Below are 13,542 nucleotides of genomic sequence, written 5' to 3'. Positions count from 1 at the left end.
CGCAGCGGGAGCGCCGGCGGGCGTTCCCCCCCCCCCCCCCCCCCTCACCCCGCCCCGGGCCGAACACGGGGTTGGTGTCGTTCTCCACGCCAATACGACACCAACCCCGTGCTCGGCCGCGCGCAACCTCGTGCTCGCCGCTGTGCTCCGCTGTGCGCCGATCGTGGGCGTCCCGGGCTCGTTCTGAGCGGGGCCGTCGCGGTCCTGGGAGAGTGGGGCGCATGGTCAACCGCCTCGCCGACGCCGTGAGCCCGTACCTGCGCCAGCATGCCGACAACCCGGTCGACTGGTACCCGTGGGGCGCCGACGCGTTCGCCGAGGCGCGGCGCCGGGACGTGCCGGTCATGGTCTCGGTCGGGTACGCGACGTGCTACTGGTGCCACGTCATGGCGCGCGAGAGCTTCTCCGACCCCGAGATCGCCGCGCAGCTCGCGCGCGGGTTCGTGGCGGTGAAGGTCGACCGCGAGGAGCACCCGGACGTCGACGCGAGCCTGCTCGCCGCGGCGAGCGCGTTCACCCCGGACCTCGGGTGGCCGCTCACGGTGTTCACCACGCCCGACGGCGCCCCGTTCTACGCGGGCACGTACTGGCCGCCCGTGCCCGTGGCGGGTCGCCCGGCGTTCCGGGACGTGCTCGACGCCGTCGCGCAGGCGTGGGAGCAGCGGCGCGACCAGGCGGTCGAGACCGGGGAGACGATTCGCGCCGCGCTGCGGGACGCGGCCGCGGGGCGCCGCACGGGGGTGCCGCGCGCGGCGGCGACGCCCGGTGCCGAGGTGCCCGGCACGCGCGCGCAGGACGGGCCGGTCGCCCGGCTCGCGGACCACGCCCGCACGGTGGTCGACCGGCTCGAGGCCGCGGAGGACCGCGTGCACGGCGGGTTCGGCGGCGCCCCGAAGTTCCCCGTCGCGCCCACGCTCGAGCTCCTGCTCGACGTCGCGGCGTCCTCGGTCGTGGACCCCGAGGTCGCGCGGCGCGCGCTCGTGCTCGCCGGGCGCACGGTCGACGCGATGGCCGCGAGCCCGCTGCGCGACGCCGACGGCGGGTTCTTCCGCTACGGCACCCGCCCGGACTGGTCCGAGCCGCACTACGAGCGGATGCTCTACGACAACGCGCAGCTCCTGTCGGCGGCGACGACGCTCGCGGTCCTGCGCCGCACCGGCCCCGCGGAGGCCGCGCTGCGCACGCCCGCCGCCACCCCGGGCGCGACCGACCCGGGGGACGCGACGGCCCGGGTCGCGGCCGACGTCGGGCGCTTCCTGCTGCGCGCGCTGCGCCTGCCCGGCGGCGCGTTCGCGAGCGCCCAGGACTCGGAGTCCGTCGTCGACGGCGAGCGCGTCGAGGGCGGCTACTACCTCCTCGCCCCCGCCGACCGCGAGCGCCACGACCCGCCCCCGCTCGACACCAAGGTGCTCACGGGGTGGAACGGGCTCGCGATCGAGGCGCTCGCGCGCGCCGGGCACCACCTCGACCTGCCCGACCTCACCGCCGCGGCGCGCGCCGCCGCCGACCACCTGCTGGCGACGCACGTGCGCGCCGACGGCACGCTCGTGCGCGCCTCGGAGGGCGGCGTCGTGTCCGACGCCGTCGCGACGCTCGAGGACCACGGCGCGTTCGCGTCGGCGCTCCTCGTGCTCGGCGGCCTCACCGGGGACGCGCGGTTCGTGCGCGCGGGGCTGCGGCTCGTCGACGCGACCGTCGGTCCCGACGGCACGCTGCGTCCCCCGCAGGGCACGGACCCCGTGCTCGCCGACCTGGGGCTCGCCGCGGGTGCGGCGGCGGACCCGTCCGAGGGCGCGGTGCCGTCCGGGCCGACGGCGGCCGCGCGGGCCGCGCTGCTCGCGCACCTCGCGACGGGCGAGCCCCGGTACCGGGACGCCGCGCTCGCGCACGTCGCCGCGTCGCCGTCGGCGAGCGAGCACCCGCTGGGCGCGGCCGGCGTGCTGCGGGTCGCCGTCGGGCTCGCGGAGCCGCCCCACCAGCTCGTGCTGGTCGCGGACCCGGACCTCCGCGACGCCTTCCGCGGGGCCGCGCGGGACTGGTACCACCCGGGCGGGCTCGTGCTCGGCGCGGCGCCCGAGGACGCGGCGGCGCTCGCGGACGACGGCGTCGCGCTGCTCGCGGGGCGCGGCCCGGGCGCGTACCTGTGCGCCGACTTCGTGTGCCGCCTGCCCGCCCGCGACCCCGCGGCGCTCCGGCTCCAGCTCGCCTCCTGAGCCGCGTCCCACGGGTGCGACCCGCGCACCGCGGTCGCATGATGGAAGGGCGGTGCGGCACGAGGAGGAGCCATGAGGGCATCGGTCGGGGACAGGATCGTGACCGCCTCGGGGGTCGTCGGCGGCGCGGTGCGCGACGGGGTGGTGGTCGAGCTGCGGCACGAGGACGGGTCGCCGCCCTACCTCGTCGAGTGGACGGACACGGGGGAGCGCACGCTCGTCTACCCGGGGTCGGACAGCTACGTCGAGCACGTGCCCGGGGCCGAGAACGGCGGCGGGACGGACACGACCAAGGTGTGGCGCGTGCAGGTGAGCGTCGTGGAGTCCGAGGGCCGCACGACGGCGGAGGCCGTGCTCGTCGCGGAGACGCCCGAGCACCTGCGGACGGTCGGCCGGGCGCGGCGCGACCCGCACGATCTGGACGTGCCGCTCATCGGCGACGAGATCGCGGTCGGGCGCGCGCTGCGCCGGCTCGCGGACCGGCTGCTCGACGACGCGGAGTCGGACATCGAGTCCTCGACGGGCGTGCCCGCGCACGTGCACCTGTGACGGCGCACGGCGGGGCAGCGACCGTGCGGGCCGTCGTGCACGGGCGCGTGCAGGGCGTCGGGTTCCGCTGGGCGACGCGCGAGCGCCTGGGCGCGCTGGGGCTCGACGGGACGGCGACGAACCTGCCCGACGGCACGGTCGAGGTGACGGCGTCGGGCGCGCCGGAGGCCGTCGGCCGGCTCGTGTCGTGGCTGCGCGACGGGCCGACGCCGGGCCGCGTGACGCGCGTCGACGTGGACACCGCGCCCGGGGAGTGAGGCGGGGACGCCGCCGGGCGGTGCGCGGCGGCGTCAGGAGTCGGCGCGCGCCAGCACCGACTCCCAGTGCCACGGCTCGGGCACGCGCCCGTCGGGCTCGGCGAAGTCGGGGTGCGTCCAGCCGTACGTCTCGGCGTTCTGCTTGAGCCACTCGTACTGCGGGGTGCCGAACGCCTGCACGCCGCCGCCGAGGTCGACCGCGTAGCCGAGGCCGTGGTTCGAGCAACCGGGCGGCGCGGCGATCGGCGACGACGGGTCGTAGAGCCCGGCCTGCTCCTCGTACGTGCGGTAGGCCGAGTTGATCGTCAGGTGCACGCCGAACCGCTCGACGTACGCGGCGTCGAGCGCGACGAGCCCGTCGAGCACGTCGGCCCGCACGCGGTCGTCCGGGGACCACGGGATCGCGGCGAGCTCGGAGTCGGGCACGCGGCCGCCGTCCGGGTCCCACTCCTGGTCGGGCGCGGGGCACGAGACGGCGTCCTGCGCGACCGTCAGCTCCTCCGTCGAGACGGACACGGTCGACAGGCTGGCCTCGAGCTCGCCCACGGCCCGCTCCAGCGCGGCGAGGTCGTCGCCCGCGAGCTCCGCCTCGGCGGCGCCCGACGCCGTCGCGGCCTCGTCGAGCGCGGTGCGCAGCCGCGCGCGCACGGCCTCGTCGGCGCCGAGCCCGTCGGTCGCGGCGTAGATCTTCTCGCCCAGCTCCTGGACGGGGACGAGGCCCGCCCGCGCGGCGGCGACCTCGTCGCGCGCGTGCGCGAGCATCGAGGCGTGCACGGCCTGAGACGCCGCGCGCAGCGCGTCCTGCGTGCCCGTCGTCCCGGTGGTCATCCGGGTGAGGAACGGCGCGTCGAGGAGGGAGCGGGCGCCCGCGACGTCGGCGGCCAGGGCCTCGCGGACCGCGGGGTCCGCGACCCGCCCCTCCGACGACGTCCACAGCTCCTGCGCGGTCGCGACCTGCGCCGCGAGGTCGTCGTACGCGGTGTCGCGGGCCCACGCGAGACCGCCGCCCCCGCCGCCCAGGAGCAGCGCGAGCGTCACGACGACCGCGACCCAGACGCCGCGGCGGCGGCGCGGCTCGCGCGCGTGCCGTCGGTCCCGGACGACGGGCAGCGGGCCCGACGGGTCGGTGGCGGGTGGGGTGCTCGTGGCGGTCACACCGCCAGAACCTACGCCACGCGCGCGCCCCGGCCGAACCGTCCGCCGGGTGCGCGGACACACGCTCACGGCTCGCTCACGAACCCTGCGCGAGGACCGCTCGTCCGCGGCCGGCGGGCGGCCCCGTCGGTGATCGGCGGCCCGCGAGCCCGGCGTCCCGGGCCGCCGTCGTGCATCACGTGCGGCGCCCGGGCCCTCCCCACATGGTGGGCCCGGCGACGGCGCCGGGAGGACCGGGGGAGGGGTCATGAAGCGGCTGGTGCTGTGCTGCGACGGGACGTGGAACTCGCCCGTCAACGCGAGCGTGTCCAACATCGAGAAGATCGCGCGCTCGGTCCGCACCGGGATCGGGCCGGACGGCGTGCAGCAGATGGTGTTCTCCGTCGAGGGGGTCGGGGCCCAGGGCTACCTCGTCGACCGGCTCCTCGGCGGCGCGTTCGGGTACGGGCTGACGCGCAACGTCGTGGCCGGGTATCGCCACCTCGCGCTCAACTACGAGCCGGGCGACGAGATCTACGTCTTCGGGTTCAGCCGCGGCGCGTACACCGCGCGCAGCGTCGTGGGGATGGTCGCGACGGTCGGGCTGCTCACGCAGGACGCGCTCGCGCGCGACCGGCTGTGCGACGCCGAGCGGATCTACCGGCTCCGCGACGCGCAGGAGCGCGCCGCGCAGGCCGCGGCCTTCCGCGCCGCGCACTGCCACGAGCACGTGCCCGTCGCGTTCCTCGGGGTGTTCGACACGGTCGGCGCGCTCGGCGTCCCCGGGCTCTCGCGCCGCCGCAGCACGTTCCACGACGTGCGGCTCTCGACCGACGTGGAGTGCGCGCGCCAGGCGCTCGCCATCGACGACCGCCGCATCACGTTCGAGCCGTGCCTGTGGGACGTGCCTGTCGCCATGGCGGCACGCGTCAAGCAGGTGTGGTTCCCCGGCGGGCACAGCGACGTCGGGGGCGGCGCGCGCGCCCGCGCGCTCTCGGACACGGCGCTGCTGTGGATGGTGGGCGAGGCGATCGCGCGCGGCCTCGCGTTCGACGAGGACCGCCTCCTCGCCCAGCTCCACCACGAGGACGCGTTCGTGTGCCGGTTCCGGCCCGGGCCGCTCTTCGGCGGTCTCAACCTCGTCAAGCGGCTGCACCGGCGCCCGCGGTTCCGCGGCGACCGGCGCGTGCTCGCGGGCGTGCCGACGCCGCCCGGCACCGTGGACGCCGTCTACCTCGCGCAGACGGCCGCGACCCTCACCGCCGACCCGTCGACCGCGTACGCGCGCCACGCACGCAACGTCGCGTGGTGGCGCCGGGACGCCGGTCCCGCGATCGAGGGCCTCGTCGAGCCGGTCCCCGGCGGGACCGACGAGTCGCGCCCGCTCGTCCTCGCGTGACCGCCCCGGGCCGCGCGGGGACCCTCCGCCGCTCACGGGCCGCCCGCGCGTGCCATGCTGGACGGCGTGACCGAGCAGACCGCAGCCCCGATCCCGGCCGAGCAGCTCGTCCCCGCCGACGCGCACGTCCTCGGCAACCCGGACGCGCCCGTGACCGTCGTCGAGTTCGGCGACCTCGAGTGCCCGTACTGCGCCGCCGCCGCGCCCGTGCTGCGGCGGACGGTCGAGGAGTCCGGCGGGCGCGTGCGCCTCGTGTTCCGGCACTTCCCCCTGTTCGAGATCCACCCCCACGCGCTCTCGGCGGCGCTCGCGGTCGAGGCCGCCGCCGCGCAGGGCCGGTTCTGGGAGATGCAGGCCGCGCTGTTCGAGCACCAGGACCACCTCGGCGAGGCCGGTCTCGCGGAGCGCGCCGAGGAGCTCGGCCTCGACGGCGCCTCCGTCGTGGGCGACGCCGCGCAGCAGTACGCCGCCCCCGTCCAGCGGGACTACGCCGACGCGCTCGCCGCGGGCGTCGAGGGGACGCCGACGCTGTTCGTCAACGGCCTGCGCTACGTCGGTCGCGTCACCCCGGAGGGCCTGCGCGCCGCGATCGAGGCGGCCGACCCGCGGTAGCCGCGGGGACCGGCCCGCGGCCCGGCCTCTCGCCGCCCGGCGGACCGGAGCCCGGCGCCGACGTCAGGCGGTCGCGGGCGGGCGCCAGGGGAGCGGCGGCAGCTCGGGCGGGGGACCGCCGGAGCCGGGGGAGCACAACGGCCAGCGCTCGCCGAAGGCGCGCAGCGCGATCGAGCCCAGGACCGCCGCGACGAGCGACCCGGCGAGGATGCCGATCTTCGCCTGCTCGATGAGGTGCTCGTCGTCGAACGCGAGCTCGGCGATGAAGAGCGAGATCGTGAAGCCGATGCCGGCGAGGATCGCGCCGCCGAGGAGGTGGGAGTAGCGCACGCGCCCGGGCAGGTCGCCGAGACCGAGGCGCAGGGCGAGCGTCGCGGCGCCGAAGATGCCGATCGCGTTGCCCGCGACGAGCGCGACGGCGACCCCGATCGTCACGGGCGACGTCGCGGCGGTCCGTAGCGTCTCGGCGTCGAGGCGCACGCCCGCGTTGGCGAGCCCGAACACGGGGACGACGACGTACGCGCTCCACGGGTGCAGGACGCGCTGGAGGCGCTCGCTCGTGGGGACGGCGGCGCGCGCGGCGAGCTCGGTGAGGTGCTCGCGCTCCGCCGTCGTCTCCTGGGCGAGACGCTTGGCGTACTTCGGCACGACGGCGACGTCGACGGGTCGGGCGGCGCGCGACGGGACGAGCAGGCCCACGAGCACGCCGGCGAGCGTGGCGTGGACGCCGGAGGCGAACACGGCGCCCCACAGGGCGATCCCGACGAGCACGTACGGCGTCAGGCGCCACACGCCGAGCCACCGCAGGACGAGCAGCGCGGCGACGAGCACGCCCGCGACGAGCAGGCCGGGCAGCCAGAGGTCGTCGGTGTAGAAGAGGGCCATGACGGTGATCGCGCCGATGTCGTCCACGACGGCGAGGGTGAGGAGGAACAGCCGGAGCTGGTCGGGGCAGCGCGGGCCGAAGAGCGCGAGGATCCCCACGAGGAACGCCGTGTCGGTCGACATGACGATGCCCCAGCCGTGCTGCGCGGGCGACCCCGCGTTGAAGGCGAGGTAGATGAGCGCGGGCACGGCGAGCCCGCCGAGCGCGCCGAGCGCGGGGACGGCCACGGTGCGGCGGTTGCGCAGCTCGCCGGTGGTCACCTCGCGGTTGATCTCGAGCCCGATGACGAGGAAGAAGACGGCCATCGCGGCGTCGTTGACCCACTCGTGCAGGTTCATCTCGAACGTCCACGGCCCGACGTGCCAGCCCGCGGTCGTCGCCCACAGGTCCTCGTAGGCCCCGGACCACGCGGAGTTCGCCCAGACGAGCGCGACGACGGTCGCGGCGAGCAGCAGCACCGCGCCCCCGGCCTCGGTCGCGAGGAACGAGCGCAGCGAGGGCGCGACGGGCCGGAGCTGGAAGCGCAGCGGCGGTCCCGGCCGCGTGGGCACGCGGACGATCGGGAACGACGACGGCGGAGCGGGCTCGCTCAACGAAGGCCTCCGTGGGGACGGGGACGGGACGGGCACGACGCCACCGGGGACGTCGGGCCTGCGCGGTGACGACTTCTGTCAACTGTTCCGGGCGCGCGATGCTTCCGCAACGGGCACCAAGCCCTCGCCCAGCGCGGGTAGTCCACATGGTGGAAAAGTTCTTCCGAAACCCTTGTGCCGTGGATCACGCGCTGCTAGCGTCGAGAGTGCCAACGGCGGGCCCGGGCCGAGCGGACGCTCGGTGGTCGACGCGATCGATCCGACACCGGCAGCTACCTACCAGGCGGAAGTGAACAACTCGCCTGCAGCGGCCCGCCGGCCGTCTCCTCCTCGCTCACCGACGAGCCGGAAGCCGGAGACGGAGCACCCGGCGTCGCTGCCCGAACCGTGGAGACTCACCATGGACACTCTTGTCGTGGACGCAGCACACCTGGACCGAGCCGTCGCCCTCGCGGTCGACAGCGTCGCGAACGCCGGAGGCCCGTTCGGCGCCGTGATCGTCACCGCCGACGGGCAGGTCTTCGAGGGCAACAACCGGGTCACCCAGGACAACGACCCGACCGCCCACGCCGAGGTCACGGCCATCCGCCGCGCGTGCGCGGCCCTCGGCACGTTCGACCTCACCGGCGCGACGCTGTACTCGAGCTGCGAGCCGTGCCCCATGTGCCTCGCGTCGGCCCTCTGGGCGCGCGTGCAGACCGTCTACTACGCCGCCGACCGGTACGACGCCGCGCGCGCCGGCTTCGACGACGCCGAGTTCTACGACTTCTTCGCCGCGGACCCGGCCGACCGGAGCATGCAGGTCGTGCACGAGCGCACCGCCACCGCCACCGCGCCGTTCGACGCCTGGCGCGTCCTCGAGTCCCGGATCGAGTACTGACCGGCCACGGCCGGTCGGCACACGATCCCGCACGAAAGGGCACAAGGACGTGACTCTCCTCGGCACGCGGCGGGAGACCGCCGAGAACGACGCACGCGGCACCGGGCCGGCGACGGGCCCGCTCGACCGCTTCTTCCGGATCACCGAGCGCGGCTCGACCACGGGGCGCGAGCTCCGCGGCGGGCTGGTGACCTTCTTCGCGATGGCGTACATCGTCATCCTCAACCCCCTCATCCTCGGCGGGACGAGCGCCGAGAACGCGCCCGTGGACGTCGCGGGCGGGTGGCTCCAGACCGCGCAGGTCGGCGCGATGACCGGCCTCGCCGCCGGCGGCCTGACGATCCTCTTCGGCCTCGTCGCGAACCTCCCGTTCGCGCTCGCGGCCGGGCTGGGCATCAACTCGTTCCTCGCCGTCGCCGTCATCGGCGACGTGACGTGGCCCGAGGCGATGGGCCTCGTGCTCGTCAACGGCCTGCTCATCGTGCTGCTCGCGGTGACGGGCGCGCGGTCGGCGATCTTCAACGCCGTCCCGCGCCAGCTCAAGGCGGCCATCACCGTCGGCATCGGCCTGTTCATCGCGTTCATCGGCTTCGTCGACGCCGGGTTCGTCACGCGCACCCCGGGCGGGCCCCCGGTCCAGCTCGGCGACGGCGGGTCGATCACCTCCGTCCCGACGCTCGTGTTCGTCGTCGGCCTGCTCACCATGGGGATCCTCGTGGCGCGCAAGGTCAAGGGCGGGCTGCTCGTCGGCCTCGTCGCGACGACCGTCGTGGCGATCGTCGCGGAGTCCGTGCTCCACCTCGGTCCGGGGTCCGAGCAGAACCCCGGCGGCTGGCACCTCACCGTGCCGACGCTGCCGAGCTCGCTCGTCTCCGTGCCCGACCTCGGCCTGCTCGGGCAGTTCTCGTTCGGCGCGTTCGACCGGATCGGGGCGCTCGCGGCGACGATGCTCGTGTTCACGCTGTTCTTCACGAACTTCTTCGACGCGATGGGCACGATGACGGGCCTCGCGAAGCAGGGCGGGCTCGCCGACGCGGACGGGAACTTCCCGCGCATCAAGTCGGCGCTCGTGGTCGAGGGCGTCGGCGCGGTCGTCGGGGGCGCGACGTCGTCGTCGTCGAACACGGTGTTCGTCGACTCCGCGGCCGGCGTGGGCGAGGGCGCGCGGACCGGCCTCGCGTCCGTCGTCACGGGCAGCCTGTTCCTCGTCGCGATGTTCCTCACGCCGCTCACGGCCGTCGTCCCGATCGAGGTCGCGAGCGCGGTCCTCGTCGTCGTGGGCGCGATGATGATGCGCGAGATCAAGGAGATCGACCTCGGCGACTTCACCGTCGCGCTGCCCGTGTTCCTCACGGTCGTGACGATGCCGCTCACGTACTCGATCGCCAACGGCATCGGGATCGGGTTCGTCACGTGGGTCCTGCTGCGGACCGCGTGCGGGCGCGCGCGCGACGTCCACCCGCTCCTGTGGGTGGTCGCGGCCGGGTTCGTCGTGTACTTCGTGCGCGGTCCCCTGACCGCGGTCGTGGGAGGCTGAGCCTCGGCACGACCGCTCGGCCGACGGGCCACCCGCTCCTCCGGGTGGCCCGTCGGCGCGGGCGGTGCACGACGCGCGGACGGGAGGACGAGGCATGGCCGCGAGAGCACGCGTGAGCGTCGACGAGCACCGCGCGGACGTCGCGGCGCTGCTCGCGCCGCTCGTGGAGGCGGCCCGACGGCGGGAGCGCACCGACGTCGTCGTGCTCGCCGAGGCGCTCGGCCGGGTCCTCGCCGGGGACCTCGTGGCCCCCGTGCCCGTCCCGCTGTTCCGCAACTCCCAGATGGACGGGTACGCGGTCCGGGCCGCCGACGTGGCGGGTGCGAGCCCAGAGGCGCCGGCCCGGCTCGCCGTGGCCGCCGAGATCCCCGCGGCCCCGGGCGTCCCGCCCCGGCTCGCGCCGGGCACCGCGGCGCGCATCATGACCGGCGCCCCCGTCCCCGAGGGCGCCGACGCCGTCGTCCCCGTCGAGGACACGGCCGCCGGGTCGTTCGCCGCGACGCCCGCCGCGGACGAGGTCGCGGTGCACGTGCCCCGGGCGCCGGGCGACTTCGTGCGCGACGCGGGCTCCGACGTCCGGGCCGGCGACGTGCTCCTGCCCGACGGGACCGTGCTCGCGCCCCACCACCTCGCCGCAGCCGCGGCGTGCGGGGTGGGCGGCGTGCCCGTCGTCGCGCGCCCGCGCGTCGCCGTCCTGTCGACGGGCTCCGAGCTCGTCGGGCCCGGCGACGTGCCGGGGCCGGGGCAGGTGTTCGACGCCAACGCGGACGCGCTCGGCACGGCCGTGCGGCGCGCGGGCGGCGACGTCGTGCTCACCGCGCGCTGCGGCGACGACCCCGCCCGGTTCGCCGCGGTGCTCGCCGAGGCGGCCGGCGCCGCGGACCTCGTGCTCACGTCGGGCGGCGTGTCCCAGGGCGCGTACGAGGTGGTCAAGGACGTGCTCGGCGGGGCGGGTGCCGGCGTGAAATTCCGCTCCGTCGCGATGCAGCCGGGCGGGCCCCAGGGCTTCGGCACCGTGCACGGGACCCCGGTCCTCACGTTCCCCGGCAATCCCGTGAGCGCGCAGGTCTCGTTCGCGATGTTCCTCCGCGAGCCGCTGGAGCGCGCCGCGGGGCTGCCCGCCGTGGACCGCGTGCGCACCGCCGTCCTCGCCGACGCCGTCGTGTCGCCCGCGGGGAGGCGTCAGCTCCTGCGGGGGGCGAGCAGGCCCGACGGCACGGTCCGCGTCGTCGGGGGAGCGGGGTCGCACCTCGTCGCGTCGATGGCGCGTGCGGACGTGCTCGTGGACGTCCCCGCGGACGTGACAGAGTGGGCCGTCGGGACCGAGGTGGAGGTGCGGGAGCTGTGACCGAGACGCAGGACGTGAGCCGCGTGACGACCGACGTGCTCGACGACGCGGTGTCGCGCGCGGTCGAGGACGCCGTGGCGAGCCCGGAGTACGGCGCGGTCGTCACGTTCCGCGGGGTCGTGCGCGACGTCGACGGCGGCCGCGGCGTGACCCGGCTCGACTACGAGGCGCACCCGGACGCGACCGCGGTGATCCGGCGGTGCGTCGCGGGCGTCGCCGCCGAGACGGGCTTGCGCGTGGCCGCCGTCCACCGGTACGGGAACCTGGAGATCGGCGACGTCGCGCTCGTCGCGGCGGCGGCCGCGGGCCACCGGCGCGAGGCGTTCGAGGCCTGCTCGCTGCTCGTCGAGCGCATCAAGGCCGAGGTGCCCATCTGGAAGCGGCAGCACTTCGACGACGGCGTCTCGGAGTGGGTCGGTCTCTGACCTCCGGGTCGTCCGGCGTCGCGCGCCGTCAGCGCGTGGCGGGACGGTTGTCCAGCAGCATCCCGACGCACAGGCCGACGGCCGTGCCGAGCACGAGGCCGAACCAGCTCAGCACGACGGTCCCGACGACCGCGCCGATCGCCGCGCCCAGGACGCTCCGCGTGCCGGCCTTCCAGGAGTCGGACCGCTCGTCGGTCCGGTAGATCGGCAGCGCCGAGCCGCTGTTGTCCAGGGTGGTCGCGGTGGCGTGGTCGGTGGAGGAGGAGGGGCGGTTCGTGGGGGCGGGGGAGATCGTCGTCACGACATCCATGGTAGGAAGCCGTGCCCGATCTGACCTGGGGCGATGCGCCGAGGTGAGCGGCTTCACCCTATGATCTGCGCCACCCGTCAGCCGCCGATCGCGCCCATGCTGCGCGACGTGGCGGCGAACGCGTCGGCGGCGAGCGTCGGGGCGTCGCTGCCGTGCGCGAGGGGCTTGCGCCACATGGCGCCCTGCCACGCGCGGGCGAGGGCGTCGTCGCGCGCGTCCTCGTCGAGGTCCGTCGCGCGCAGGATCGCGCGCAGGTCGGTCTCGTCGTCGCCGAACAGGCACGAGCGGACGGTGCCCTCGGCGGTGAGCCGGGTGCGGTCGCACGCGCCGCAGAACGAGCGCGTCACGGACGCGATGATGCCGACGGTCTGCGGGCCGCCGTCGACGAGCCACTCCTCGGCGGGGGCGGACGGGTCGTCGCGGCCGACCTCGAGCAGGTCGAAGCGGCGCCCGAGCACGTCGAGCAGGTCCGTCGCGGAGACGAGGTCGTCGCGCGTCCAGCGGCCGTCGGCGTCGAGCGGCATCTGCTCGATGAAGCGCAGGTGGCAGCCGTGGTCGACGGCCCACGCCAGCAGGTCCGCCGCGCCCGCCAGCGTCTCCGGCATGAGCACCGCGTTGAGCTTGACGGGGGCGAGTCCGGCGGCGAGCGCGGCGCGGATCCCGGCGAGCACGTCGGGCAGCCGGTCGCGGCGCGTGAGCCGCGCGAAGTGCGCCCGGTCCACGGAGTCGAGCGAGATGTTGACGCGGTCGAGCCCGGCGTCGACGAGCTCGTGGACGCGCTTGTCGAGGCCGATCGCGTTCGTGGTCAGGGAGAGCGACACGTCGGGCGCGGCCGCGCGCGCGGCGCGCAGGATGTCGGCGAGGTCGCGGCGCATGAGGGGCTCGCCGCCCGTGAACCGGACGTCGGTGATGCCGAGCCGTCCGACCGCGACGCGCACGACCCGGCCGATCTCCGCGGGCGTGAGGAGGTCCTCGCGCGGGATCGCGGGCAGGCCCTCGGCGGGCATGCAGTACGTGCAGCGCAGCGAGCACTTCTCCGTGATCGAGATGCGCAGGTCGCGGGCCACGCGGCCGTAGCGGTCGACGAGCGCGTCCGTCGCGGGGCGCTCCGGGGCGAGGGCCGACGTCGCGTCGGCGGGCGCGCCCCGACGCAGCCTGGGCATCCCGAGCGAGACCGCGGTCATGGCCCGATCGTAGACGCACCGTGGGCCGCGGCCGTGACCGCGGCCACCGCGCGTGCTAGCGTGGAGTCCGTCGGATGGAAGTGTTCTTCCATTCAGCGGAACATCTCTCCTGGCAGCGAGAGCGATCCAAGGGCGGATTCAAGCCCTGCGCCCCGGGCGCGTCGCCGACGACGCGCGACCGGGCACGCAGGGGACTCACCGCAAGGGTTCACTGG

The 13,542-nt window shown here is 76.0% G+C and carries 13 protein-coding genes; 9 read left to right on the top strand and 4 right to left on the bottom strand.

The genetic code is table 11. The features are described from left to right. The first annotated feature begins 221 nt into the window (after positions 1–221). The 3 genes from GYH36_RS09060 (at position 222) to GYH36_RS09050 (ending at position 3,019) form a co-directional block, all read left to right on the top strand. Complete coding sequence (locus GYH36_RS09060) at positions 222–2,213, top strand: thioredoxin domain-containing protein (protein ID WP_162289687.1); 1,992 nt, start codon at positions 222–224, stop codon at positions 2,211–2,213. A 72-nt stretch (positions 2,214–2,285) separates the two neighbouring features. After that, entirely contained in the window at positions 2,286–2,762 is a 477-nt protein-coding gene (locus tag GYH36_RS09055) for a dsRBD fold-containing protein (protein ID WP_115942194.1), read from the top strand. Further along, complete coding sequence (locus GYH36_RS09050) at positions 2,759–3,019, top strand: acylphosphatase (protein ID WP_024841029.1); 261 nt, start codon at positions 2,759–2,761, stop codon at positions 3,017–3,019. The genes GYH36_RS09055 and GYH36_RS09050 overlap by 4 nt, the downstream gene beginning before the upstream one ends. 33 nt (positions 3,020–3,052) lie before the next feature. Here the strand turns inward: GYH36_RS09050 and GYH36_RS20325 are convergent, their stop codons facing one another. Next, on the bottom strand, positions 3,053–4,174 hold the full coding sequence (locus GYH36_RS20325) for a M15 family metallopeptidase (protein WP_162289686.1): 1,122 nt from the start codon (positions 4,172–4,174) through the stop codon (positions 3,053–3,055). Positions 4,175–4,421: 247 nt separating this feature from the next. Here GYH36_RS20325 and GYH36_RS09040 point away from each other — a divergent pair, with 247 nt between their 5' ends. Further along, positions 4,422–5,552: a T6SS phospholipase effector Tle1-like catalytic domain-containing protein gene (locus GYH36_RS09040; RefSeq protein WP_162289685.1), complete on the top strand. Its 1,131-nt coding sequence runs from the start codon at positions 4,422–4,424 to the stop codon at positions 5,550–5,552. A 66-nt stretch (positions 5,553–5,618) separates the two neighbouring features. Further along, entirely contained in the window at positions 5,619–6,164 is a 546-nt protein-coding gene (locus GYH36_RS09035) for a DsbA family protein (RefSeq protein WP_312028570.1), read from the top strand. A 63-nt stretch (positions 6,165–6,227) separates the two neighbouring features. Here GYH36_RS09035 and nhaA read toward each other — a convergent pair whose 3' ends face one another. Then, positions 6,228–7,643 (bottom strand): Na+/H+ antiporter NhaA, encoded by a 1,416-nt coding sequence (gene nhaA, locus GYH36_RS09030; protein WP_024841033.1) that lies wholly within the window; start codon positions 7,641–7,643, stop codon positions 6,228–6,230. Between the two features lie 400 nt (positions 7,644–8,043). Between nhaA and GYH36_RS09025 the strand changes: the two genes are divergently transcribed. The 4 genes from GYH36_RS09025 to GYH36_RS09010 all read left to right on the top strand — a co-directional run bounded on the left by GYH36_RS09025 (position 8,044) and on the right by GYH36_RS09010 (position 11,833). After that, the gene (locus GYH36_RS09025) at positions 8,044–8,523 is read left to right on the top strand and encodes a nucleoside deaminase (protein WP_024841034.1); all 480 of its coding nucleotides are present in this window, start codon (positions 8,044–8,046) and stop codon (positions 8,521–8,523) included. A 49-nt stretch (positions 8,524–8,572) separates the two neighbouring features. Further along, on the top strand, positions 8,573–10,060 hold the full coding sequence (locus tag GYH36_RS09020; RefSeq protein WP_162289684.1) for an NCS2 family permease: 1,488 nt from the start codon (positions 8,573–8,575) through the stop codon (positions 10,058–10,060). A gap of 94 nt (positions 10,061–10,154) precedes the next feature. Continuing rightward, on the top strand, positions 10,155–11,408 hold the full coding sequence (locus GYH36_RS09015; RefSeq protein ID WP_162289683.1) for a molybdopterin molybdotransferase MoeA: 1,254 nt from the start codon (positions 10,155–10,157) through the stop codon (positions 11,406–11,408). After that, complete coding sequence (locus tag GYH36_RS09010) at positions 11,405–11,833, top strand: molybdenum cofactor biosynthesis protein MoaE (RefSeq protein ID WP_162289682.1); 429 nt, start codon at positions 11,405–11,407, stop codon at positions 11,831–11,833. Before GYH36_RS09015 ends, GYH36_RS09010 begins: the two co-directional genes overlap by 4 nt. A 28-nt stretch (positions 11,834–11,861) precedes the next feature. On the opposite strand, the gene GYH36_RS09005 is transcribed toward GYH36_RS09010, so the two are convergent. After that, a complete protein-coding gene (locus tag GYH36_RS09005) occupies positions 11,862–12,134 on the bottom strand; it encodes a DUF456 domain-containing protein (RefSeq protein WP_024841038.1) in 273 nt (90 codons plus the stop codon). An 86-nt stretch (positions 12,135–12,220) separates the two neighbouring features. Next, positions 12,221–13,327, bottom strand: coding sequence for a GTP 3',8-cyclase MoaA (gene moaA, locus GYH36_RS09000; RefSeq protein WP_024841039.1), 1,107 nt, complete (start codon positions 13,325–13,327; stop codon positions 12,221–12,223). Positions 13,328–13,542: the final 215 nt, after the last annotated feature.

It is taken from the genome of Cellulosimicrobium composti (assembly GCF_010287905.1).
GTDB lineage: Bacteria > Actinomycetota > Actinomycetes > Actinomycetales > Cellulomonadaceae > Cellulosimicrobium > Cellulosimicrobium composti.
This window is presented reverse-complemented; position numbering and strand designations above follow the sequence as displayed.